Consider the following 23,243-nt stretch of genomic DNA (forward strand, 5'->3'; position numbering starts at 1 on the left):
GTTTCTCCCGAACCGGGTTCAGTCTTGGGCGGCATGCGTCAATTCCGAAGGCTGAATACGAATGGCGCCGTGCGGCTGACGCGCGAACCCAGCTCCGGCGGCGGCGGCGGCACGGTGGCGCCCTGCAGCACGGCGAGCGCGGCGCGGTCGAGGTCGGGATCGCCCGAGGAGCGGACGACGCGCGCCGACGTCACCCGGCCTGAGGCGTCCACCGTGAAGGTGACGTTCGCATTGCCTTGCGAGCGTCGCGATTTCGCGGCGCTCGGATAGCGCGTATGCCGCTTGATCCATGACAGCAGCCGCGATTCCCACTTGGCCGGGCTGACGCCGGACGCCCCGGACGCCGATTTCGGCGCCGCTGTCCTGGGGGCGGGCTTTGCTTCCGCGCTCGCGGCGGTTATCGTCTTCGGCGGCGCCTTATCCTTTTTCGGCTTGGGCTTCTCGACCGGCTTTTTCACCTTGGCCTGGACGGGTTTCTTTTCCCTGGGCGTCTCGACCGGCTTCGGCTGCGGCAGCGGCACGACGACGTCAGGCGCGACCGTCTCGACCATGTCAGGGACGATCTCTTCAAGCGGGGGTTGGTCGGCCGGCTCAGCCCGCGTCGTTTCAGTCGGTTCGGTCGTGTCAGGCGGCGTTGCATCCGGCTCGGCAACGGGCTCCGCTTGCTCGGCCATTTTCTCGGGCTCGGCTTCGGCGGCCTTTTCGGTGTCCTCGACCGGCTCGGCCTGGTCGGGCACAGCGGCGTCCAACATCGCGGCTTGTTCGGGCACGGCCGGCGTCGCGACCATCGGCGCCATCTCGATGGCCAGCGCCGGCGGCGGCCCGCCATCCGCCGGGTCGACCGGAGTGAAGCTCTGTACCGCATAGGCGACCGCAACATGCGCCCCAAGCACCAGCGCGGCCGCAACCGCCCACAGGCCGAGGTCGCGCCAGCCGAGGCGCGACAGCTCCACCGTGGGCGAGGCGGCCGCTTGCCCGGTCATGGACCAGCGGCTCCGCCTGGATCCGCTGCGGGAGCACCGCCGGCGGGCGCAGCCTCCAGGCCGACCAGGGCGATCTTCAGGTAGCCGGCGCCGCGCAGCAGGTTCATCGCCTCCATAAGGTCGCCATAGGCAACCGCCTTGTCGGCGCGAAGGAAGATGCGCGCCTGCTTGTCGCCTTTGGTCCTGCCGTCAAGCGTGGCGGCGAAAACCTGGCGCGGCACGGTGTCGTTGCCGATCGCTAGCGAGAGGTCATCCTTCAACGTCAGGAACAGCGGCGTCTCCGGCCGCGGCGCCGGCGTCGCGGTCGAGCCCGGCAGGTCGACATTGACATCCACCGTCGCCAAGGGCGCTGCGACCATGAAGATGATCAGCAGCACCAGGATGACGTCGATGAAGGGCGTGACATTGATCTCGTGGCTTTCCTCGAGATCGTCGTCCATGGTCTGACGGATGCGGCTGCCCATGGTCTTGCCCCGCTACTGCGCCGCCAGCGCCGTTGCCGGCGCCACCGTGCGGAAATCGAGGTCGCGGCTGACCAGCCGCTCGACGCCAGCCGAGGCGTCGGCGAGGATCTGCCGGTAGCCGGCTATCGAGCGCGCAAAGACGTTGTAGATGACGACGGCCGGTATCGCGGCGACGAGCCCCATTGCGGTGGCGAGAAGGGCTTCGGCAATGCCCGGCGCCACCACCGCCAGATTGGTGGTCTGCGCCTGCGAAATGCCGATGAAGGCGTTCATGATGCCCCATACCGTGCCGAACAGACCGACGAAAGGCGCGGTCGAGCCGATCGTCGCCAGCAGGCCGGTGCCGCGCGACATGCGTCGCGCCGCCGCCGCCTCGATGCGTGTCAGGCGCGAGGCGACCCGTTCCTTTAGCCCGTCGCCGCCGGCATGGTCGAGCGCGCCGGCCGAAAGTGCCGCTTCTTCCTCCGCCGCCCGCACCAGCAGGGCGCCGGTGCCGCCGTTGCGGCCGAGCGCGCGGCTCGCCTGCTTCAGCGTCGCGGCATTGCCGATGGCCCGCGCGGCGCGACGGGCGCCAAGCTTGCCGGCAAGCACTTCCAGCGACTTGGCCAGCCATATCGTCCAGGTGACGAGCGAGGCGAAGGCCAGCCCGATCATCACCGCCTTGACGATGATGTCGGCAGCCATGAACATGCCCCATGGCGACAGATCGTGCGGCAAGCTCAGCGCCGGCGAGGGCTCGGCCGCCGTACCGGCCCCGGCTTGCGGCTGTGCAGGCGCTGGGGCTCCCACGGGAGCGGCGGGCGCGGCCGGCGATGGTGCTGGCGCCGTAATGGTGGCGGGCGTGCCGCTTGCCGGCTGCTCCTGCGCCGGCGCGCTGGCGGCCGCCAGCATGGCGGATGCAAACAGCGCTGCGACCAAACCGGTTCTCGACATCGTCTTCTTCCTTGTTCTCACAGCCGCCAGCCTCCCCCGCCGTGGCGCTGAAGCGTCACTGGACGTAGCCGACGGGCTGGCCTGTGACGGGGTGCGCGAACACGCCCATCTCGACCCCGAAAATGCCCTTGAGCACATCGCCTTGCATGATTTCGCCGGGCGTGCCGCGCGTCAGCAGCCTGCCGTTCTTCAGGGCAATCAGCTCGTCGCAATAGCGCGCCGCCATGTTGGGATCGTGCAGCACCACGACGACGCAAAGGTCGCGCTTGCGGCTGAGATCCCTGACCAACCCAAGCACCTCGACCTGATGGGCGATGTCGAGCGCCGAGATAGGCTCATCGAGCAGCATGACGCCGGCATTCTGCGCCACCAGCATGGCGAGCCAGGCGCGCTGGCGCTCGCCGCCCGACAGCTCGTCGACCAGCCGGTCGGCAAAGCCGGCCATGTCGGTCAGGGCCAGCGCTTCCTCGACATGCCGTCTGTCGTCCTGGCCGAAGCGGCCGAGCGCGCCATGCCACGGATAACGTCCGAGCGCCGCCAGCTCGCGCACGGTCAAGCCGGTCGCCGCCGGCGTCGTCTGCGGCAGATAGGCAAGCGCCCGCGCCAGTTCGCGCGCACCCCACTGGGCCAAAGGCCGCCTGGCGAAGGTGATGGCGCCAGAGCTTGCCGGCTGCTGGCGCGCCAAAAGCTTGACCAGCGTCGACTTGCCGGACCCGTTGTGGCCGATCAGCCCGTAGACGCGCGCACACTGCAATTCGAGCGAAACCGGACCGAGCAGCGTCCGCTCGCCCACGGCAAAGCGCACCGTGTCGATGTGGAAAGCAGTCTGGGTGTCAATTCCGGTCAAGGTCCGTCTCCAGTACGGCTGCGGGCATGTCATCAATCCGGTTTTCGGCAGCCGTGCCCGGTTGACTATGAAACATGACTTTACTAGTCAACAATGAAGTTGAGTTTTTTCGTCAACAAGACATCGTGACGCCTGATGCCGCTTCGAATTTCAGGCAAGGAAGCGTTTCCGTGAAGCGATGAACCGCTCTAAGGTCTTCGCTGAAACAGGAAACCGCGCATGATCAAGGCGACACCCTTCGATTTTCCCTATGACGGCAGGCTGGTGGCCGAGAACACCGCGCTGGTCGTGATCGACCTGCAGCAGGATTTCCTGTCGACGACGGGTTACTTCGCCAGGAAGGGATATGATCCATCGCCGTTGAGAGCGATCCTGCCCGCGGTGAGCCGGCTGATCGCCGCTGCCCGCGAGGCGGGCGTCAGCATCGTCCATACAAGGCAGGGCTACCGGGCCGACATGGCCGACATGACGCCGTACGAGAAATGGCGCCGCAGGCGGGCCGGCCTCGACGGCACCGAGATCCTGCTTCGTTCGGGTCCGGGTTTTCAGATCGTTCCGGAGATCGACGTCGCGCCGCGGGACATCATCGTCGACAAGACCTGCAACGGCGCCTTCACCTATACGGATTTCGAGCTCGTGCTGCGCGCGCGAGGCATCACGCATCTTCTGTTTTGCGGATGCACTACGGATGTCTGCGTGCACACGACGCTGCGCGAAGCCTGCGATCGCAACTTCCAGTGCTTGACGATCTCCGACGCCTGCGCCAGCGGCGACGGACGGGCGCATGAGGCGGCCCTTCACATGGTGACGGTCGAAGACGGCGTCTTCGGCGTGCTGGCGGATTCTGGTGCAGTCATTGAAGGCCTGTCACGGCTGGGTAGCAAGGCGCGTTAAAGGATTAGGTACCGCAGAGCAGCCTCGCACGTCATAGACACGGCAGGATAGCACCCTCCGGCAGGCCAGAGCGGTTGGAAAGGAAATTTCTCCGCAGTTCAGCCCGTTGCCCGTGTTTCCAGTCCCGTGCGCTGCGCGAAAGCCCCATGCTGGAACTCGCCGCTTTCACGCCGCGCCAGCGAATTGCGCAGCAGCGCGATCGTCTCGCGGCCGACTGTCGCGATCTCGCGCGGCGTGTCGACACCGACGATCATGAATTCATCGATGCCGAGAGCCGCGTAAGCAAGCAGCGACAGGGCGGCCTGGGCCGGCGGACCGGAGACATCGACCGCCTTGTGCCCTGCCGAGGAAATTCCCCGGTGGATGCGGACCGGAAGGGCGAAGCGTAGTCTGGCGGCCCGGCCATGTTCGGCGGCGGCGCCGCGCACACGCTCCATCAACTGCCTGACATCGTCGATCGAACCGGGCGCCAGTTCGAAGACGTCGGCATGCCGGCCGGCCACTTTCAGTGCCGTGCCGGACTGCCCGCCCATGCGGATGACGAGGTCGGCACCATGAGGCCCCTTGCGCGGAACATAGCCGCCCTTGATGCTGTAGAACGCGCCTTCATGGTCGAAAGGCTGCTCGTTCGACCATAGCCGCTTCAACAGAACCAGATATTCGTCGATGCGCTGCCAGAGGACACCGTGTCCGACCGGACGCGCTTCGGCATCGTCGTCGTTTAACGGCTCGCTGATCATCCTGAGCGCCAGGCGGCCGCCGCTGCGGGCGTCGATCGAGGCAAGCTGCCGCGCCGCCACGGTCGGTTCGACCACGCCGGCCCAATGGGTGAGGACCACTTCCAGCGACGAGCTGCGGTCCAGCACCTGGGCGGCAAGATCCATATTGGTCAGCAGGCCGGCCGGATCGTCGACGACGAGGTTGCGGAAACCGCCATCCTCGATCAGCGCCAGCCTGGTCGCCGTCTCGGCAAAGTCGTAGAAAAAGGAAACTGCGCTATCGGCAGGATAGGTCTTGCCGGGCACATGCGTGAATTCGATCGGCATTGCCATCTCCTCCATCTCTGGAATCACGGATGCGGTCAGATACGAATCAATGGCGCACGCGAAAGCGCACCGGGATCCGGTTCATTCAACTCCGATTGCCTGAAGGCGGTGGGTCGTCAGCCTGGCCGGACCACGGCTCAGGGAATGAGGCCCAGAACAACAGCCCCGGTGAACACGAACGCAAGGGCAAAGACGACATAGGCGAAAGCACCGGCATAGGCCGGGCGGAAGCTCTGGGCATTGGCCAGCCTCTGGCCGCTGCTGCGGGTCTCGGTGTTCTGCATATAGGACATGTCGACCTCCGTCTCGCCGGTTAATCTATAAAAGTTGTAGACTTTGTCGATTGCTATTTTTCGGCCATGCGCAGAATTTTTTTCTAACAGCGCCGTGAGAACTGGCGCTGAGTTGCTGCAGAGCGGCATCGGCGTGATCGACGGACATGGCAGCGTCGGTTTCACTTCCGGCGCTCGACGGCACTTCACTTGCCGATCCATTCGTGCATTGGCCGCCCCGCGCGGGCAGGATAGCATCGCGGCAGAGCGACAATGCGAGATCGTCCAAAGGACATTTGGGAGGAGCAAGGAAATGGGAGCAAGACTGGCCGGCAAGGTCGCCATCGTTTCGGGCGGCGCGACGGGAATGGGCGGGGCGGCCTCGGAACTGTTCGCGGCGGAAGGCGCAAAGGTGGCGATCATCGACCGCAATGGCGAAGCGGCGGCAGCCACCGCCGCGGCGATCCGGGCGCGCGGCCAAATCGCGGAGCATTTTGTCGCCGACGTTTCCGACGAGGCGCAGGTCGAGGCGGCCGTGAAGGGCGCGGCCGAGAAGTTCGGCGCGGTTACCGTCCTGTTCAATCATGCCGGCACCATCGTGATAAAGCCGTTCCTGGAGACCAGCGTGCAGGAATGGGACTGGCTGCATGCCGTCAACGTGCGCTCGATGTTCCTGATGACCCGCGCCGTGCTGCCCGGCATGATCGCGGCCGGCGGCGGCTCGATCGTCTGCACCTCGTCGATCTCGGCGGTGGCGGCGACGCCGAACGAAGTGCTCTATGACACCACCAAGGGCGCCTGTCACATGTTCGCGCGCGCCATCGCCGTGGAATTCCGCGACCGCAACATCCGCTGCAACGCCGTCTGCCCCGGCTTCATCCGCACACCGCATGGGCTGCGCGAGGTCGCCGATCTGGGCAAGCTCGGCGTCGATGTCTCCGACGCGGCGCTGGCTGCGCAGCAGGGGCGGATCGGCGAACCGGAAGAGGTGGCAAAGGCGGCGCTGTACCTCGCCAGCGACGAATCGAGCTTCGTCAACGGGGCCCATCTGTTCGTGGATAACGGCTTCACGGCGATGTGAGACGTCCCAAGGACAGCTTGGCGCCCTTCCTCTACCCCCTCCGGGGGGAGAGGAAAAGACACCGAGCCCTACTCGTCTATCGTTCTTCCCGGCGAAACGGTTTCAGCAGCGCCGACGGCGCCACCGCATTGCGCGACATCACCGCCATGGCGACGATGGTGAAGATGAAGGGCAGCATCAGGAACGCCTCGTAGGGGATATGCCCGAGGCCGCTCGCCTGCATGCGCAACTGCAAGGCATCGACAAAGGCGAACAGCAATGCGGCCCCCGCCGAGCGCCACGGGTCCCAGCGGCCGAACACGACCAGGGCGATCGCCACCCAGCCGCGCCCGGAGACGACGCCGAAGGTGAAGGCGTTGAACTGCGCCATCGACAGGAAGGCGCCGGCCAGCCCCATCAGCGCCCCGCCGAGAATGACCGCCTGGAAGCGGGTGACAATGACGCTGACGCCGGCGGAGTCGGCGGCGCGCGGGTTTTCGCCGACCATGCGCACCGACAGCCCCCATGGCGTGCGGTAGAGCACGAAGGCGGCGATAGGGATGGCCAGGATCGCCATGTAGACCAGCGCGAACTGGTTGAACACCGCCGGCCCAAGCACGGGAATGTCGGAGAGGACCGGGATCGGCAGCGTCTGAAAACCGTTGATGCTCGGCGGCACCGATTGCTGGCCGAAGATCAGCCGGTAGAGGAAATAGGCCAGACCCGACGCAAGCAGCGTCACGCCGATGCCGCAGACATGCTGGCTTAGGCCCAGCGCCACCGTGAACAGCGCATGCAGCGCCCCCATCAGCATGCCGGTCAGCACGGCCGCCAGGACGCCCAGCCACAGGTTGCCGCTGAGGCTGGCGGCGGTGAAGCCGGCCATCGCCGACAACAGCATGATGCCTTCGATCCCGAGATTGAGCACGCCGGCGCGCTCGGAGAACATTTCGCCGAGGGTGGCGAAAGCCAAGGGCGTGGCGATGCGGATGATGGCGGCCAAGAAGCCGACCTGGAAGATCTGTTCGAACACCGCGCTCATCGGGAGGCTCCGACGCGGCGGATGCGATAGGTGGTGAACAGCAGCGCCACCAGCATGGCAAGCAGTGCCGTGCCCTGGATGACATCGCTGAGGAAGGCCGGCACGCCGGTCGCGCGCGACATCGCCTCGGCGCCGGTCATCACGGCAGCCAGGAAGATCGCCGCCGGCACCACGCCGAGCGGGTTGAGCCGCGCCAGCATTGCAACGACGATGCCGGAATAGCCGTAGCCCGGCGAGATGTCGCTCATCACCTGAAAATGCACGCCGCCGACCTCGCCGACGCCGGCGAGCCCGGCTAGCGCGCCGGAGAGCAGCGCCGTCGAGAGCAGCACCCGCTGGACATTGATGCCGCCATATCTGGCCGCTTCCGGATTCTCGCCGGTCACCCGGATCCGGAAGCCGAGCGTGGTGCGCACGATCAGGAACCATATCAGCGGTGCCGCGATAAGCGCCGCGATGACGCCGAGATGCAGCCGCGTGCCCTCGATCAGCACCGGAAAATTGGCCGAATCCTCAATCGGCGGCGAGATCGGATAGCCGCTGAAACTATCCTTCCATGGCCCTTCGATCAGCGCCATCAGCGCGTAATAGATGACCGAATTGAGCAGCAGCGAACTGACGACGTCGTCGACCTTGAATTTCACCCGCAGTGTTGCCGGCACGAGCGCGACGGCTGCACCGGCCGCAGCGCCTGCCAGAGCCATCAAAAGCATGGCGAGCGGTCCCGGCATCGGGATCGCGCCGACGAAGCAGCTCGCCACCGCGCCGGCAAGCAGTTGCCCTTCGGCGCCGATGTTCCAGAATTTGGCGCGGAAGGCGACAGCCACCGCCAGCCCGGTGAAGATCATGGGCGCGGCGCGCACCAGCGTTTCGGTGATCGCATAGCTGTCGCCGAGCGAAGCCGTGAACATAACGCCGTAGGATTCGAGCACGCCGGCGCCGGCCAGCGCGATCAGGCCGCTGCACAGCACCAGCGCGGCACCGATCGCCAGCAGCGGCAATGCGAGGTTGAACCAGGCTGGCGTCGAGCTGCGGACTTCGAGGCGGAACATCAGCTATGGCCCTCCGCCCCGGTCATCAGCAGCCCCAGCCGTGCGATCGTCGCCTCGGCGCTGGGAAGCGTGCCGGCGATGCGGCCCTCATACATCACCGCGATGCGGTCGCAGAGCACGAGCAACTCTTCCAGATCCTCGCCGATGACGATGATGCCGCAGCCCTTGGCGCGCATGTCGAGGAATTTTTCATGAATGAAGCGGGCGGCTCCGATGTCGAGGCCGCGCGTCGGCTGCGAAACGACAAGCACCTTCGGATCGAAGGCGAGCTCGCGCGCCAAAAGCGCTTTTTGCAGATTGCCGCCGGACAGCGCGCCGGCGCGCGTCATCGGCCCGGGGCATCTGATATCATAGGCCTTGATCTGCGCCTCGGCGAAGGCGCGGATCGCATCCGGCTTGAGCAGGCCCTTGCTGCTGAAAGCGGCGGTGCCGATGCGCGGCAGCACCATGGAATCGGCGAGCGGCAAATTGGTAACCAGTCCCGTCGTCATGCGGTCTTCCGGGATGCGGCCAAGGCCCAGCGCCTGCACCTCGCGCGGCGAGAAGCGAGACACTTTCTGTCCCGCAATCGTCATCAGGCCGGCATCCGGGGCTCGCACGCCGGAGATCACCTCCGCCAGTGCCCGCTGGCCATTGCCGGAGACACCGGCAATGCCGAGGATCTCGCCGGCGCGCACGGATAGCGACACATCGCGCAGCGGCGTGCCCGAATGGCTCGAGGTGGAAATACCGTCGAGAGTGAGCACCGCTGCCCCCGGTGTCGACGGCCCCTTGGCCGGCGGCACGATCTCGTGGCCGCACATCAGTCGCGCCATTTCCGCCGACGTGGTGTTGGCCGGATCGTCGACGCGGCCGGCGACGCGGCCATGCCGCAGCACCGTGCAGCGATGGGTGAGCGCGCGCACCTCGTTGAGCTTGTGCGAGATGAAGATGATGCCCAGACCCTGCGCCGCCATCGACCGCAAGGCCGAAAACAGCCCGTCGACTTCGCTCGGCGCCAGCACCGCGGTCGGCTCGTCGAGAATCAGCAGTTTTGCGCCGCGAAACAGCGCCTTGACGATCTCGAGACGTTGCTGCTCTCCGACAGACAGCGCCGAGACCGGCAGGCTGGGATCGAGTGTCAGCCCGTGCTGGCGGCTGATTTCAACCAACCGCGCCAGTCCGCCGGCGCGGTCGATCCGCCCGGATTTGCCTGGTATGCCGATAAGCAGGTTTTCCAGTACCGTGAGCCGTGGCGCCAGGTGAAAATGCTGGTGCACCATGCCGATGCCGGCGGCCAGCGCATCGGCCGAACTGGTGATCCGCACCTTCCGGCCCTGGATGAGGATCTCGCCGGCGTCGGGCGCATAGGCGCCGAACAGCACGTTCATCAGCGTCGTCTTGCCGGCGCCGTTCTCGCCCAGCAAGCCGAGGATCTCGCCGGGCGCCACGCTGAGGTCGACGGCTTCGTTCGCCTTGACGGCGCCGAAGCTCTTGGTGATGCCGTGCATTTCGATGAGCGGGGCGGGCGTCGGCAAGAGTACTCCTGATCGGATGGGCTTACGATTCGGCTTGACCGATAGGGATGCGCTGCACCCCCCTCTGGCCTGCCGGCCATCTCCCCCTCAACGGGGGAGATCGGATGTCACCCCTCGGCTTTCGCCAATTCCCAATTTGACTAGCCGGCGAAGCTGCCAATCTCCCCCTTGAGGGGAAGATGGCTGGCAGGCCAGAGGGGGGCGCTTAGCACCAACTCCTAAAGACCAGAACTCAATCCGAAACCGGTGTGTTCTCGTCCACGTCGACGCGGAAATTGCCTTCGAGGATTTCGGCCTTCTTCTTCTCGACCATGTCCTTGACCTCGGCCGGCAGCGTCTTGTCGAACTTATGGTAAGGCGCCAGGTGAGAACCGCCCTTGGCCATGCGCGAGAAATCGCCATAGTCCTGCGCCGTGAAGACGCCGGCCTTGACCAGTTTTATGGCTTGTTCGACGGTGGGATACATATCCCAGACCGGGCCGGTAATGACGGTGTCGGGGCCAAGGCTCGACTGGTCGGACATATTGGAGATGGCGTAGATCTTTTTCTCCACCGCCGCTTCGATGACACCGAAGCGCTCGGCATAGATGACGTCGACGCCGGCGTCGATCTGAGCGACGGCCGCCTCCTTGGCCTTGGGAGGATCAAAGAAGGAACCGATGAAGGCGACCTTCTTCTTGATGTTCGGATTGACCTCCTTGGCGCCGGCGAAGAAGGCGTTGACCAGCCGGTTCACTTCCGGAATGCCCATCGCCGCGACGGCGCCGACCGTGCCCGACTTCGACATCTTGCCGGCGATCATGCCGGAGAGATAGGCGGGCTCGTGGATCCAATTGTCGAAGACGCCGAAATTGGGCTCCGCCGGCCCGGCGCCGGAGCCGAACAGCCAGGCAGTCTTCGGGAACTGCTTGGCGGTGCGGCGCGATTCACGCTCGGCGGCGAAGGCATCGCCCAGCACCAGTTCATAGCCGCCCTGTGCATATTCGCGCATGACGCGGCTGAAGTCGGCGGTCTGCACCTTCTCCGACCATTTATACTCGATGCCGAGTTCCTTCTCGGCCTTCTGCAAAGCGACATGGATCTGGTTGTCCCACGGCTCCTCGATGGGCGTGGCGAAGATCGCCGCTACTTTCAGCTTCTTGTCCTTGGCGAAGGCGGCGCCCGGCAGCATCGCCGCGGCCAGGCCAAGCGCGCCCAGTTCCAGCACGTTGCGCCGCGAAAGGCCTTCGCGCGTTGAATGAGATTTGTTCTTCCGGTTTTCCATTGCAGTCCCCTCTGTTCGACAGCCGTGTCGAGCCGGCCATTCTAAAAATCAGACGAGGAACTATGGAACGGGTCCGGACTTTTGTCCACATGGTCAAATTTGGCAGATCGATCATATCCACTCTCCTGGACTAGCCGGGAGAGCGGTTGTTCAGACCCGTTCGAGCGCGATGGCGATGCCTTGGCCGACGCCGATGCACATGGTCGCCAGCGCATAGCGGCCGCCGCGTTCGCGCAGCTCCAGCGCCGCCGTGCCGGAGATGCGCGCGCCCGACATGCCCAAGGGGTGGCCGAGCGCTATGGCGCCGCCATTCGGGTTGACGTGCGGCGCATCCACCGCGATGCCGAGCTGGCGCAGCACTGCGATGCCTTGCGAGGCGAAGGCTTCGTTGAGCTCGATGACATCGAACTGTTTTGGCGTCAGGCCAAGCCGCGCGCACAGTTTTTGCGTCGCCGGCGCCGGGCCGATGCCCATGATGCGCGGCGCGACGCCGACGGCGGCCCCGCCGAGGATGCGGGCGATCGGCGTCAGGCCGTATTTCCTGGCCGCCGCTTCCGAAGCGACGATCAGCGCCGCCGCCCCGTCATTGACGCCCGAGGCATTGCCGGCGGTCACCGTGCCGCCTTGCCGGAACGGCGTCGGCAGCTTGGCCAAGGCCTCTATCGTGGTGCCAGCGCGGGGGTGCTCGTCCTTCGAGACGACAACCGGATCGCCCTTGCGCTGCGGAATGGTCACCGCGGTTATTTCCTTGGCCAGCCGGCCATTGGACTGCGCGGCGACGGCCTTGTCCTGGCTGCGCACCGCGAAAGCGTCCTGGTCCGCGCGGGAAACCGAAAAATCCTCGGCGACATTTTCGCCCGTCTCCGGCATGGAATTGACGCCATACTGACTCTTCATCAGCGGGTTGACGAAGCGCCAGCCGATCGTGGTGTCGTAGATCTCGGCATTGCGTGAAAACGCCGTCTCGGCCTTGGGCATGACGAAGGGCGCCCGGCTCATCGATTCGACGCCGCCCGCGATCATCAGCTCGGCCTCGCCGGCCTTGATTGCACGGGCGGCGATGGTCAGCGCATCCATGCCCGAGCCGCACAGGCGGTTGACGGTCGAGCCGGGGATTTCCTTCGGCAGGCCGGCCAGCAGCAGCGCCATGCGCGCCACGTTGCGGTTGTCCTCGCCGGCCTGGTTGGCGCAACCGTAGACAACGTCGTCGACCGCCTGCCAGTCGACGCCGGCATTGCGCTCGATCAGTGCCTTCAGCGGAATGGCGCCGAGGTCGTCGGCGCGTACCGAGGACAGCGAGCCGCCAAAGCGGCCGATCGGCGTACGGATATAGTCGCAGATATAGGCTTCGGCCATGTCAGTCAGCTCTCCCGTTTCCCTCATGCGCCGCCTTGGTGCGACGCGTGCAGGTCGCGCAATGTCGTAGCTCGGTTCGCTTGGCGCCGACATTTCGTCAAGCGCCTGCGCGAACTTAACCACCCAGCCACAGCTCTCCTGCCCCTGCTGGCGAATCACGCTTGGATGCAGCGCCACGATCAGCGGGTTGGCCGCGAGCTCAATGCTTCATCCGATCCCTCATCGCATACCACAGCATTCCCAGCACATAGAGCGGCCCGCGCAGCGCCGTGCCTCCGGGGAAGGGCATCGGGGTCAGCGTCGAGAACAGGTCCAGCCGCGAGGCGTCGCCGGTGATGGCTTCGGCGAGCAGCTTGCCCGACAGGGTCGACAGGATGACGCCCTTGCCGGAATAGCCGTGCGCGTAATAGACCTCGCCATAGTGCCCGACATGCGGCAGTCGCGACGTCGTCACCGACACCAGCCCACCCCAGGCATGGTCGATCCGGCAGCCCTTGAGCTGCGGGAAGGTGCCTTCCATGTGCGGCCGCACGAAACCGGCAATATCGGCCGGCGGCGACGGCGTGTAGCGCTCGCCGCCGCCGAACAGCAGGCGACCGTCGGCCGACATGCGGTAATAGTTGACGACGAAGCGCGTGTCCGACACCGCGACATTGGCAGGAATGACGTTGCGGGAGCCCTCCAGCGGCTCGGTGGCGACGATGTAGTTGCCGACCGGCATGATGCGGCTGTTGACGCGCGGCTCCAGCCCATTGAGCAGCGCGTCGCCAGCCAGCACGACATGCTTTGCGCGCACCGATCCTTTTGACGTCGAGACCCGGATCGAAGGCTCGCGCTCAAGCCGCACGGCCACCGAATTCTCGTGGATGACGACGCCGGCCGCGCTTGCAGCGCGGGCAAGCCCGAGCGTGTAATTCAAGGGATGCATGTGGCCGCCGAGCGGCTCGTACATCGCGCCGTGATAGGGCGTGTCGACCTTGGCCCGGGCCTGCGCCGCCGACAGGATCTCGAGGTCGCGGAATTTCATCACGCTCTCGAGGCATTTCGCCTCTTCCTCCAAATCCCTGAGATCGGAGCCGTTGACCGCGCCGACCAGATGGCCGGTCAGCCTGAGATCGCAGTCGATCGTATGGCGCTCGATAATGTCGAGCACCAGGCTGCGCGCCTCGAAGGCGAGATCGAACAGCGCCTTTGCCCGTTCAGGCCCATAAAGCTTGACCAGGCCCTTGGCGCCCTTGCGCAGGCCGGGGATCATCTGGCCGCCATTGCGGCCCGAAGCGCCCCAGCCAATCTTGCCGCCTTCCAGCAGCACCACCTTCAAGCCGCGTTCGGCGGCGTGAAGAGCGGCCGACAGACCGGTGCAGCCGCCGCCGACGACCACCAGGTCGGCCTCGACATCGCCGATAAGTGCCGGATGGTCCGGCGCCGGATTGGCGGTGGCGACATAGTAGGACTTGCCGATGTCGAGACCGGAATTGAAACCCGTTGAAGATGCCATGATCACACCTTCAAGAGCAGGTGGTCGCGTTCCCAGCTCGTCACCACGCTCTGGAACAGGTCGAGCTCGACGCTTTTCACGCGCAGATAGGTCTGGAAGAAGTCCTCGCCGAGCAGTTTGCGCACCGGTTCACAGGCCTCGAAACGATCCAGCGCCTCCTCCATCGTTTTCGGCAGCGTGCTCTTGATCTTGTAGGCATTTCCGGATGCTTCCGCCGAGCGCGCCAGCTTCTGTTCGACGCCCAGATAGCCCGCCAGAAGCGAGCCGGCGATCGCCAGATACGGATTGCAATCGGCACCCGGCAGCCGGTTCTCCACCCGCCGCGCGGCGCGCCCGCCGGCCGGCACGCGCAGGCCGCAGGAACGGTTGTCATGCGACCATTCGATGTTGGCCGGCGCGCTGTGGTTTGGTCTAACGCGTCGGAACGAATTCACGTTGGGCGCGAACAGCGGCATGATTTCGGGAATGTATTTTTGCAGGCCGCCGATGAAATGACCGAACATCGCGGTATCGGCATCGTCGCTGCCGGCAAACAACGTGTTGCCGGCCTCGTCGATGACTGACATGTGCAGATGCATCGAGCTGCCGGCCTGTGCGGCAATCGGCTTGGCCATGAAGGTGGCGTGCATGCCGTCTTGCTGGGCGGCCTGGCGCGTCAGCCGTTTGAACAGCAGCACCTTGTCGGCCAGCGGCAGCGCGTCGCCATGCAGGAAGTTGATCTCCAACTGCCCCGGTCCCGATTCATGAATCAGCGTATCGAGCGGCAGTCCGGCCGCCTCCGCATAGTCATAGACGCGCCGGACCACCGGTTCATATTCCTCGAGCGCCGCCATGTCATAGGGATGCTGCACGGCCTCGGCGCGGCCATTGCCGCCGGTCGGCGCGGTCAGCGGCTTGTCGGGATCGGGATTGGGCGCGGTCAGGTAGAATTCGAGCTCCGGCGCCACTACCGCCCGCCAGCCGCGCTGCCGGTAGAGATCGAGCACGGCGCGCAGAACATGGCGCGGCGAGGCCATCCATGGCCGGCCGTCCATGTGGAAGGCGTCGGCGAAGACGTAGGCCTTGCCAGCGCCGGCGCCCGGCGCCAGGCAAAGCGTCGAGACATCGGGCACCATGCGCATGTCGGGGTCCGAATACGCAAAACCCTCGTCGATGGAACCGGAATAGCGCCCGTCTATGCTGACCAGGAAGGCGCTGCTCGGCAGATAAAGCGCGCGGTCTACCAGCGCCGTGAGGAATTTTGCCGTCGGCAGCGCCTTGCCGCGCAGCACGCCGTTCATGTCGGGCACCAGGCATTCGACCTCGTTGATGCCGTGCTGCGCCAACCATGCCTTGGGATCGCTGAAGGGCGCGGTATTCGTGTTCTTCTCAAGCATTTCGTTCAAGTCCGTATTAGAGAGAGTATTGCTTGCGCGGCCACGTTCTGGGTGTCAGCGCCATCTGGCTGCATTTCCCTTGAGGCGGGCGCGCATGGCGTCGTCGGCCAGCAGGCCGGGAATGGCTCTCTCCAATCCTCCTTCGGTCCAGCCGTCACGGCCGATATGATCGCCGGTGCCGGTCTCTTCGGCGCGAGGTGCATTGTCGTGGCCGTCCCGGCAATAGGGCATGATCAGCGACGCCACACAGAAGCGCCGCGCCTCGCAAAGCCGGTGTTGCCGCCGTGGTGGATGAACAAATCCAACTTCGCCACCGCCGAGGACTGCGGAAACCAGGCGCCGAGATAGACATTGTCGGGCACCGCTCGGTAAGCGTCGCGCAGGCCGCCGACATTGACGATGAAGCGCGCCGGCAGCTTGTCGGCAAAGACACCGGAAAGGCCGGGTTGGGAGATGAAGACGGGGCGGGCGCCCCGCACGGCCTGCGCGATGCCGACGCAATTCAACGCCGCGCCGAAGCCTGCTTCGGGAAACAGCGCGATGGTCGGGCTGGCTTTACGCGTCAATTATTCCTCTTCATTCCGGCCGGCTGATCATGCCGAACGGCGCGAGAGCGCCGCGGCCGGCCGCTTGCGGTCGCAGTTTGCGAGAGCCGCAGATGGACGCGAAGCAGATCGGCAGTAACCTAATACTGCCGGCTTTCGAGCTGGTCGAGTGCTTTCAGATGTTCGCGCAGCGATTGCCGCAGCCGAAAGACATTGGCGGCCACCGGCATAGATGCCGGCAGCCGCCGCAGCTTGAGGTGATCGGACGACGCATCGGCCACGAAGCGGTTGGCCGCAAACACGTGTGAGGCCGGCTGCCCCGTTGTCGCTGGCGATGCTACGGCGTTGGTTGCATGGCAGCGGCCGTCTCGTCGATCTTGCCGGCAAGGACGCCTTGGGCCCAAGCGGTGACCTCGGCGTCGACGGGCTTGTTGGCCATATCCGTCAACGCCGCGTCGAGCGCGGCCGGGTCGGTGCCGACCGCCGCGGCGTCGACCACTTCCTGCTGGGCGTCGATCTGGTCCTGCAGAGCCGATATCTGTCCAGGCAGGGCCGCCTGCTCCTCGGGGGTCATGGCGGCGATCTGGTCCGGCGTCAGCGACGTCAGTGCGTCCAGCTGTGAATTCAGGGCGTCCAGCTGGGTTTGTGCGACCTTGGCTTTTGCCGACTGCGTCACGAAGGCCTGAAGCGCAGCGAATTTCCTGCTCTTGGAATTCATATAGGCGTTGACGTTGCGCTGGAGCGAGTTCAGCCGGCCGAGCTTGGCGTGGAGGTTCTTTTCCTTGGGCAGGGACGAGACCTTTGTCTTCTTATCGACCGTGGTCATTGTGTCCGTTGTCGCCTTGGCTACCTGCCCCCGGGCCGACGAGGACTTGCCGTGCGCAGCGCCGCTGTTGCCGTGGGCGCCACCATTGCCATTGCCGTTGCCGCCGCTGTGACCACCACCATTGCTATGCCCGTTGCCGCCGGCTTCGGCGAGCGCCGGAGAAGCCAGAAGCGCCAGTGCGGCTAACGCCGCGAAAACAGTTTTCCGGTTTGTCATGATGTCTCCTCGGGAAACGCCGCCCTGCGCCCGCTGCTATGGTAAGTTCGTATGAGAAGCCGCTAATTATGCGCAGTAAACTTTGGACAAAGACTGTCTCAATAAGAGAGCTGGGCAACCTGTCGGCACAGTAACTTGTTGATGTTCAAAGGAAACCTATGTCTTTGAACGGCTGCGGTACTGAAGTCCCATGCCGGTCGGACCATGGTCCGAACTGTCGGTCAGAGTTGATTTCGGCGCTGCCGGCCGGCGACGCGGCTCTGGCCCAGAACGCGCAGGCCACGGCGCTTTTCACCAATCGGCCGAAGGCGCAGACGGCTGATTCAGCCGATGCTTTCGCCACCGTCGATCACCAACGCCTGGCCGGTCATGAAGGATGACCGATCGGACACGAGGAAGAGGATCGCCTCGGCGATCTCCTCGGCGCTGGCCCAGCGGCCCATCGGGATCTTGGTGCGGACATAGGCTTCGATTGCCTCGCGTCCGCCCATCTGGGCGATGAACGGTCCATTGAACGGCGTGTCGACCCAGCCGGGGCAGAGCGCGTTGACGCGCACATTGTGGCGGGCATAGTCGAGCGACATCTGCCTGGTCATCGCCACCACGGCATGTTTCGAGGTCGCATAGGCGATCATCTCGCGGTCGTAGAACACGCCCGAATTGGAGGCCGTGTTCAGGATGACGCCGCCGCCCTGTGCGACCATCGATGGCATGACGATCCTTGCCGCCAGGAACTGCGCCCGCACATTGACCCGCCAGGAAGCGTCCATGCCGCCGGTCTCGACCTCGGTCAGCGTGCCGCCGACCTGGATGCCGGCGTGATTGTGCAGGATGTCGATGCGCCCATGCCGGTCGAGCGTACCGGCAAGGAGCTGCTCGACCGCATTGTCGTCCGAGACGTCGGTGGCGACCGCCTCCGCCCGGCCGCCCGCGGCGCGTATATCTGAAGCCGTCGCCTCGCCGCTGGTCCGATCCCTGTCCGCGATGACGACCACCGCGCCTTCCCTGGCCATGATCATGGCGCCGGCGCGCCCGATGCCGGAACCGGCGCCTGTCACCACGGCGATGCGGTCTTCGAGGATCATGATGCGACCTTCAGTTTGACAGCTTGCGCTGGCGCAGCTGCCATTGGGCAAGCACCACGAGCAGGACGGACGCGACGAGCACGATCGTCGCGATGGCATTGATCTCCGGCGTCACCCCGCGCCGGATCGACGCAAAGACATAGATTGGCAGCGTCGTCTGCGCGCCGGCGACGAAGAAGGCGACGATGAAATCGTCGAAGGAGAAGGTGAATGCGAGCAGGAAGCCGGCGACCACCGCCGGCAAGATCTGCGGCAGGACGATGGAACGGAACGTCGTCAGCGGCGTGGCGTAGAGATCGCTGGATGCCTCGACCAAGTTGCGATCAAGGCTGCCCAGCCGCGTGCCGACGATCATCGTCACCAGCGCCATCGAAAACAGGCCGTGCGCGGCGATGATCGAACCATAGCCGAGCGACAGGCGCGGCGGCTGATCGTCCGGCCAGATCGAGGCGAGGAACGGATTGACGACGGCGAACAGCTGGACGAGTGCGACCAGTGTCGAAATGCCGATGACGACGCCGGGAACGACGATTGCGGCTCCAAGCAAGGCGTCGAAGACGGCGCGGGTCCGCACCCCGACGCGTGCCAGGCCGAGCGCGGCCGCGGTGCCGAACACCGCCGCCAGCAAGGCGCTGGTGGTGGCGATGAACAGGCTGTTCTTCAGCGCCTCGACCAGGAATGGGTTCGCCAGCGCCTTGCCGTACCATTGCACCGAAAAACCGGTGAACTCGCTGGCATGATGGCCGGCGTTGAAGGAGAACAGCACGACCAACGCGATCGGCAGATAGAGGAAGGCGAAGACGGCTACGACGAAGACGCGCATCAGATCAGATCCACCCGGCGGGCGCCCGAGACGCGGGTCGAGATGCGGTTGGCGGCAATCAGCACTACAACCGAAACCAGCACCAGCGTGATCGCGATGGCCGATCCGAACGGCCAGTTGCGCGACTGCAGGAACAGGTCGACCAGCGCATTGCCGATGAAGAACACCTTGCCGCCGCCAAGCAGCGTCGGGATCAGGTATTCGCCGAGCAGCAGGATCATCACCAGCGAGAAGCCGGTCATCACGCCGGGCAGCGACAGTTTCAAGGTCACGCCCAAGAAAGTGGAGAGCGGCGTCGCGCCGAGATCGGCGGAGGCCTCCAGCAGGCGGCGATCGAGCCGCTCGAGGCTGACATAGATCGGCAGGATCATCAGCGGCAGATAGCCATAGACGATGCCGAGCAGGACGGCGCCCGGCGTGTTGATCAGCCTGACGTCCTCGATGCCGACAAAGGCGAGCAGCGCCGGGATGCCGCGTCCACCCAAAATGTACATCCAGGCATAGGTACGCATCAAAAGGCTGGTCCAGAACGGTATGACGACCAGCGCGAGCAGGATCAACCGCCAGCGCTGCGGCGCCCGCAGGGCGAGGTAATAGGCGACGGGATAGGCCACGAGCAGACAGGCGAGCGCGCCCACCGGAGCCAGCACCATCGTGTTCCAGAACGCGGTCGCCCGCGCCGGAAGATTGGCATATTGCGCCAGCGTGAAGGCCGCCTGATAGCCGCCCTCCGGCGCCCGCTCGCCGACGCTGAAGACGGCGATGGCCATGAACGGCAGCACCAGGAACACGACGAGCCAGGCGGCCGCCGGCCCGAGCAGCATGGCCGTCAGCAGATTTTTGCGAATGCCGCGCATCGAAGGATTGCCCCGGTGCCGGCGGGTCTGGGCCCGCCGGTCAAGTTTGTCTCGAATGGGATTTGTTGCCCCGCCTGGCTCAAGCAGACTTGAAGCGCGCCATCAGCTCGGCGCGGCCCGGATCGGTCAGCGTTGCAGCAGCGCCGAATTCCAGCGGCGTCAACAGGTCGGCCGCCGGATAGAGGATCGGATTGTCCAGCACCTCCTTCGGCAGCAGCTTGTTGACGCGGGCGTCGGTGGAAGGCGCGCCGTTGGCGAGGTGCTCCTTGACCGCGACCTGCGGGTTCATCAGATAGTTGAGCAGGGCGTAGCCGGCCGGCTTGTTCGGCGCGTCCTTCGGGATGGCGTAGAAGTCGGTCCAGATCTCGCCGCCTTCCTTGCCCAGCACATAGGCGATCTCCGGAATGTCGCGATGGAGCTGCGCACCGTCATTGGTCCAGCACATCGTCATCCAGGCATCGCCCGCGCGCATGCCCGGCTGGTAGTCGGAAGACACCGCGAACAGATGCGGCTTGACCTTGAGCAGCAATTCCTCGGCCTTGGCGAGTTCGTCCTGCTTCAGCGAGTTGAAGGAGTAGCCGTAATATTTCAGCGCATTGCCGATGGTGGTCAGCTGATAGTCGTGCACCATAGTGCGGCCGTCGCCCTCGGTCATGGCGGTGTCCCAGAATTCCTTCCAGCTCGTCATCGGCTTGGTCAGCTTCTTGGTGTTGACGGCAAATCCTGTCGTGCCCCAATTCTTCGGCACGGCGTAGATCGTGCCGTCGATCGTGCCTTCCGAGGTGAAGCGCGGGTCTTCCTGCGTGCCGTCGAAATTCGGCAGCTTAGCCATGTCCAACGGCTCGATGATGCCGAGCTTCTTGTAGGTCGAGATGGTGTAATTGGTCGGCACGAACAGGCTCCAGCCCGACGCCCCGGCCTGCAATTTGGCCAGCATCTCCTCATTCGAGCCGAACACGTTGACCTCGACGGCCACGCCTGTGTCCTTCTTGAAATTCTCGAAGGTCTGCGGGTCGTGATAGTTGGGCCAGGTGGCAATCGACATGCGGTCGCCGAGGTTCTCGGCGGCAAAGGCCGGCGTCGGCATGATGCCGATCTCGCGCGCCATCACCGCCGTCGCGATGCCGAGGCCGGTGAGGCCAAGGAAGTCGCGGCGGCCGATCGAGCCGCGCTTGAGGCGCATTAGCTGGTCGACGAAATTCTCGGGGCTTATCGGCAGTCCGTCACGATATGATTTCGACATGTTTTTCTACCCTCTGGTTGGTCCCGTTGTTCTTTGGATCCGCGAACGCCAACGGCGTTCCGGCGGCAAAGCCGATGGCGACGGGTTCACCCGGCTTGAAGAGATTGCCCTGGCCGATCATGTGGTCGGCCTTGGCCAGCAGCGTTCCGATGCCCTGGACCTCGACTGCGTATTCCGCCGTGGAGCCCAGAAAGATCCGGTTGCGGACGATGCCCTTGAGCGGGCCGCTAGTCGGGCCACCGAGACTGAGCGATTCAGGACGCAGGCTGACCGAAACGGTTTCGCCCTGCCGCAAATCCACCCGCTTGCGCGCCGCGATGACGGTGCCATCGGCCAGCTTCACATCCACCAGATCGCCCGAATAACCTGCGACGGCGCCGCTCAAGAGATTGGTCTTGCCGACGAAATCGGCGACGAACAGGTCGGCCGGTTCGTCATAAATCTCGCTCGGCTGCCCAAGCTGAACGATGCGGCCGCCATTCATGACGCAGACGAAATCGCTCATCGACAGCGCTTCCTCCTGGTCGTGGGTCACCAGCACGAAGGTGATGCCGATCTCGCGTTGCAGGTTCTGCAATTCGATCTGCATGTCGGTGCGCAGCTTCTTGTCGAGCGCCGCCAGCGGCTCGTCGAGCAGCAGCACCGCCGGTTTGTTGACCAGCGCGCGGGCGAGAGCGACACGCTGCTGCTGGCCGCCGGACAGTTCGTGGACCTTGCGGCCGCCATAACCGGCGAGTCGCACCATTTCCAGCGCTTTGCCTGCCCGCAGGCCGATCTCGCGCGACGACAGCCGCGGTCGTGCCTGGCGCAACCCGTAGGCGACATTGTCGTTCACGTCCAGATGCGGGAACAGTGCATATTGCTGGAACACCATGTTGACAGGCCGCCTGTAGGGCGGCGTGTCGGCCATGTCCTGGCCGCGGATGAGCACCTTGCCCTCGCTCGGCTGTTCGAAGCCGCCGATCATGCGCAGGCAGGTCGTCTTGCCGCAGCCGGATGGTCCGAGCAGGGCGACGAAGGCGGAGGGCGGCACGGCCAGATCGATGCCGCTGACCGCGGTCACCGCGCCATAGCGCTTGGTGACGCCGCGAAACTCGATGTCGGGCACTGCGGTCAAGGCTGCGGGCTCCAGCGACAGGACGATGCGATTTCGGGACGCTACCAGAGCCAATGGCAGCTAGTATATACCTCGCAGGTGGTATATCTGACCTATTTTCTTGTTTAAGGGGGTATTGGATGTCCCGCAGCGACGACTACAGCCAGCTCGCCGCGCTGGTCGCGGCGACGCGGGAGACGAGCGGCGACGTCTTCGGCAGGGCGATGGTCGCTTGGCTGCGGCAGCACGTCGACTTCGATCATTGCGTGATCTTCGGCTACCGCGGCGCTGCCCGTCCGCCGTTGCTGTTCGAGACCTTCTCGTCGGCCGAGAGCCATGTCTTCGTCGCGCTCTATCAGGAAGGCCCATACCTGCTCGACCCGTTCCATCACGCGGCGGTCGAACGCAAGGAAGGGTTCTGGCGCATGCGCGAGCTGGCGCCCGACCGCTTCTACGCCAGCGAATATTTTCGCTCCTACTACAGCCAGACCAGGCTGGCCGAGGAGGTCGGCTTCTTCGTTCCGCTGCCGGGCAAGGACGCGCTGGTGCTGTCGCTGATGCGGCTGCGCGCTTCAGGTCCGTTCGGGACCGCCGACGCCAGACTGCTGCGCGACATGGCGCCGGCGGTGGTCGCCTTCGCCCGATTGCGCTGGCCCGCCCTTCCCGCCGACGAGCCGGCCGAGGCCAGGCAAGACGATGCATTGGCGGCGGTCAACGAGTTCGATCGCGCTCATATCTGGAAGAGCCTGTCCCTGACGCCGCGCGAAAAGCATGTCGTCGATCTAGTGCTGCAAGGGCATTCCACCGAATCAATCGCCCGGGCCATGCGCATCGTGCCGGGGACGGTGAAGGTCCATCGCCGCAACATCTATCGCAAGCTCAAGATCAAGTCGCAGGCCGGCCTTTTTGCCCGCTTTGTCGAAATCATCGACGCGCGGATAAGATAAT

23 protein-coding genes and 1 pseudogene are annotated in these 23,243 nt (G+C 65.1%); 4 read left to right on the forward strand and 20 right to left on the reverse strand.

Annotation, left to right across the window (positions count from 1 at the left end; all coding sequences use genetic code 11):
- Nucleotides 1-38: 38 nt before the first annotated feature.
- From FJ949_RS02920 to FJ949_RS02935, 4 genes are read right to left on the reverse strand one after another with little or no spacing between them, the layout of a single operon-like run.
- On the reverse strand, nucleotides 39-983 hold the full coding sequence (locus FJ949_RS02920; protein ID WP_140492531.1) for an energy transducer TonB: 945 nt from the start codon (nucleotides 981-983) through the stop codon (nucleotides 39-41).
- On the reverse strand, nucleotides 980-1,447 hold the full coding sequence (gene exbD / locus FJ949_RS02925; protein ID WP_140492534.1) for a TonB system transport protein ExbD: 468 nt from the start codon (nucleotides 1,445-1,447) through the stop codon (nucleotides 980-982). The genes FJ949_RS02920 and exbD overlap by 4 nt, the downstream gene beginning before the upstream one ends.
- A gap of 12 nt (nucleotides 1,448-1,459) precedes the next feature.
- Nucleotides 1,460-2,380, reverse strand: coding sequence for a tonB-system energizer ExbB (gene exbB / locus FJ949_RS02930; RefSeq protein ID WP_140492536.1), 921 nt, complete (start codon nucleotides 2,378-2,380; stop codon nucleotides 1,460-1,462).
- A gap of 55 nt (nucleotides 2,381-2,435) precedes the next feature.
- On the reverse strand, nucleotides 2,436-3,227 hold the full coding sequence (locus tag FJ949_RS02935) for an ATP-binding cassette domain-containing protein (protein WP_181172077.1): 792 nt from the start codon (nucleotides 3,225-3,227) through the stop codon (nucleotides 2,436-2,438).
- Nucleotides 3,228-3,446: 219 nt separating this feature from the next.
- On the opposite strand from FJ949_RS02935, the gene FJ949_RS02940 reads away from it, so the two are divergent.
- On the forward strand, nucleotides 3,447-4,121 hold the full coding sequence (locus FJ949_RS02940) for an isochorismatase family cysteine hydrolase (RefSeq protein ID WP_140492542.1): 675 nt from the start codon (nucleotides 3,447-3,449) through the stop codon (nucleotides 4,119-4,121).
- A 98-nt stretch (nucleotides 4,122-4,219) separates the two neighbouring features.
- Here the strand turns inward: FJ949_RS02940 and FJ949_RS02945 are convergent, their stop codons facing one another.
- Both FJ949_RS02945 and FJ949_RS02950 read right to left on the reverse strand, forming a co-directional pair.
- Nucleotides 4,220-5,167, reverse strand: a complete 948-nt coding sequence (locus tag FJ949_RS02945) for an LLM class flavin-dependent oxidoreductase (protein ID WP_140492544.1) — start codon at nucleotides 5,165-5,167, stop codon at nucleotides 4,220-4,222.
- Between the two features lie 137 nt (nucleotides 5,168-5,304).
- Entirely contained in the window at nucleotides 5,305-5,460 is a 156-nt protein-coding gene (locus FJ949_RS02950) for a hypothetical protein (protein WP_140492547.1), read from the reverse strand.
- A 292-nt stretch (nucleotides 5,461-5,752) separates the two neighbouring features.
- Between FJ949_RS02950 and FJ949_RS02955 the strand changes: the two genes are divergently transcribed.
- Nucleotides 5,753-6,520 (forward strand): SDR family oxidoreductase, encoded by a 768-nt coding sequence (locus tag FJ949_RS02955; RefSeq protein ID WP_140492551.1) that lies wholly within the window; start codon nucleotides 5,753-5,755, stop codon nucleotides 6,518-6,520.
- A gap of 76 nt (nucleotides 6,521-6,596) precedes the next feature.
- On the opposite strand, the gene FJ949_RS02960 is transcribed toward FJ949_RS02955, so the two are convergent.
- The 8 genes and pseudogenes from FJ949_RS02960 to FJ949_RS31055 form a co-directional block, all read right to left on the reverse strand.
- Nucleotides 6,597-7,541, reverse strand: coding sequence for an ABC transporter permease (locus tag FJ949_RS02960; RefSeq protein ID WP_140492554.1), 945 nt, complete (start codon nucleotides 7,539-7,541; stop codon nucleotides 6,597-6,599).
- Complete coding sequence (locus FJ949_RS02965) at nucleotides 7,538-8,593, reverse strand: ABC transporter permease (RefSeq protein WP_140492557.1); 1,056 nt, start codon at nucleotides 8,591-8,593, stop codon at nucleotides 7,538-7,540. Before FJ949_RS02965 ends, FJ949_RS02960 begins: the two co-directional genes overlap by 4 nt.
- Entirely contained in the window at nucleotides 8,593-10,083 is a 1,491-nt protein-coding gene (locus FJ949_RS02970; RefSeq protein WP_140493482.1) for an ABC transporter ATP-binding protein, read from the reverse strand. The genes FJ949_RS02965 and FJ949_RS02970 overlap by 1 nt, the downstream gene beginning before the upstream one ends.
- A 259-nt stretch (nucleotides 10,084-10,342) precedes the next feature.
- The gene (locus tag FJ949_RS02980) at nucleotides 10,343-11,374 is read right to left on the reverse strand and encodes a BMP family protein (RefSeq protein WP_140492560.1); all 1,032 of its coding nucleotides are present in this window, start codon (nucleotides 11,372-11,374) and stop codon (nucleotides 10,343-10,345) included.
- A 150-nt stretch (nucleotides 11,375-11,524) separates the two neighbouring features.
- Nucleotides 11,525-12,730 (reverse strand): 3-oxoadipyl-CoA thiolase, encoded by a 1,206-nt coding sequence (pcaF, locus tag FJ949_RS02985; protein WP_140492563.1) that lies wholly within the window; start codon nucleotides 12,728-12,730, stop codon nucleotides 11,525-11,527.
- 199 nt (nucleotides 12,731-12,929) lie between these two features.
- Nucleotides 12,930-14,228, reverse strand: a complete 1,299-nt coding sequence (locus FJ949_RS02990; RefSeq protein WP_181165198.1) for an FAD-binding oxidoreductase — start codon at nucleotides 14,226-14,228, stop codon at nucleotides 12,930-12,932.
- A gap of 2 nt (nucleotides 14,229-14,230) precedes the next feature.
- Entirely contained in the window at nucleotides 14,231-15,604 is a 1,374-nt protein-coding gene (locus tag FJ949_RS02995; protein WP_140492566.1) for a glutamine synthetase family protein, read from the reverse strand.
- A gap of 54 nt (nucleotides 15,605-15,658) precedes the next feature.
- Nucleotides 15,659-16,044: pseudogene (locus tag FJ949_RS31055) on the reverse strand (nucleotide disphospho-sugar-binding domain-containing protein); the annotation flags it as partial.
- A 218-nt stretch (nucleotides 16,045-16,262) separates the two neighbouring features.
- Here FJ949_RS31055 and FJ949_RS30195 point away from each other — a divergent pair.
- A complete protein-coding gene (locus FJ949_RS30195; RefSeq protein WP_181172076.1) occupies nucleotides 16,263-16,457 on the forward strand; it encodes a hypothetical protein in 195 nt (64 codons plus the stop codon).
- 29 nt (nucleotides 16,458-16,486) lie between these two features.
- Here FJ949_RS30195 and FJ949_RS03010 read toward each other — a convergent pair whose 3' ends face one another.
- The 6 genes from FJ949_RS03010 to FJ949_RS03035 all read right to left on the reverse strand — a co-directional run bounded on the left by FJ949_RS03010 (nucleotide 16,487) and on the right by FJ949_RS03035 (nucleotide 22,316).
- Nucleotides 16,487-17,191 (reverse strand): hypothetical protein, encoded by a 705-nt coding sequence (locus FJ949_RS03010; protein ID WP_140492569.1) that lies wholly within the window; start codon nucleotides 17,189-17,191, stop codon nucleotides 16,487-16,489.
- A gap of 323 nt (nucleotides 17,192-17,514) precedes the next feature.
- Nucleotides 17,515-18,276, reverse strand: a complete 762-nt coding sequence (locus tag FJ949_RS03015) for a glucose 1-dehydrogenase (RefSeq protein ID WP_140492572.1) — start codon at nucleotides 18,274-18,276, stop codon at nucleotides 17,515-17,517.
- 10 nt (nucleotides 18,277-18,286) lie between these two features.
- On the reverse strand, nucleotides 18,287-19,099 hold the full coding sequence (locus FJ949_RS03020) for an ABC transporter permease (RefSeq protein WP_140492575.1): 813 nt from the start codon (nucleotides 19,097-19,099) through the stop codon (nucleotides 18,287-18,289).
- On the reverse strand, nucleotides 19,099-19,956 hold the full coding sequence (locus FJ949_RS03025) for an ABC transporter permease (protein ID WP_140492578.1): 858 nt from the start codon (nucleotides 19,954-19,956) through the stop codon (nucleotides 19,099-19,101). Before FJ949_RS03025 ends, FJ949_RS03020 begins: the two co-directional genes overlap by 1 nt.
- 79 nt (nucleotides 19,957-20,035) lie before the next feature.
- Entirely contained in the window at nucleotides 20,036-21,199 is a 1,164-nt protein-coding gene (locus FJ949_RS03030) for a spermidine/putrescine ABC transporter substrate-binding protein (protein ID WP_140492580.1), read from the reverse strand.
- Nucleotides 21,180-22,316, reverse strand: coding sequence for an ABC transporter ATP-binding protein (locus FJ949_RS03035; RefSeq protein ID WP_140492582.1), 1,137 nt, complete (start codon nucleotides 22,314-22,316; stop codon nucleotides 21,180-21,182). The genes FJ949_RS03030 and FJ949_RS03035 overlap by 20 nt, the downstream gene beginning before the upstream one ends.
- Nucleotides 22,317-22,435: 119 nt before the next feature.
- Here FJ949_RS03035 and FJ949_RS03040 point away from each other — a divergent pair, with 119 nt between their 5' ends.
- Nucleotides 22,436-23,242, forward strand: a complete 807-nt coding sequence (locus FJ949_RS03040) for a LuxR C-terminal-related transcriptional regulator (RefSeq protein ID WP_140492585.1) — start codon at nucleotides 22,436-22,438, stop codon at nucleotides 23,240-23,242.
- Nucleotide 23,243 lies beyond the last annotated feature (1 nt).

The sequence above is a fragment of the Mesorhizobium sp. B2-4-1 genome, from assembly GCF_006442185.1.
Classification (GTDB): Bacteria; Pseudomonadota; Alphaproteobacteria; order Rhizobiales; family Rhizobiaceae; genus Mesorhizobium.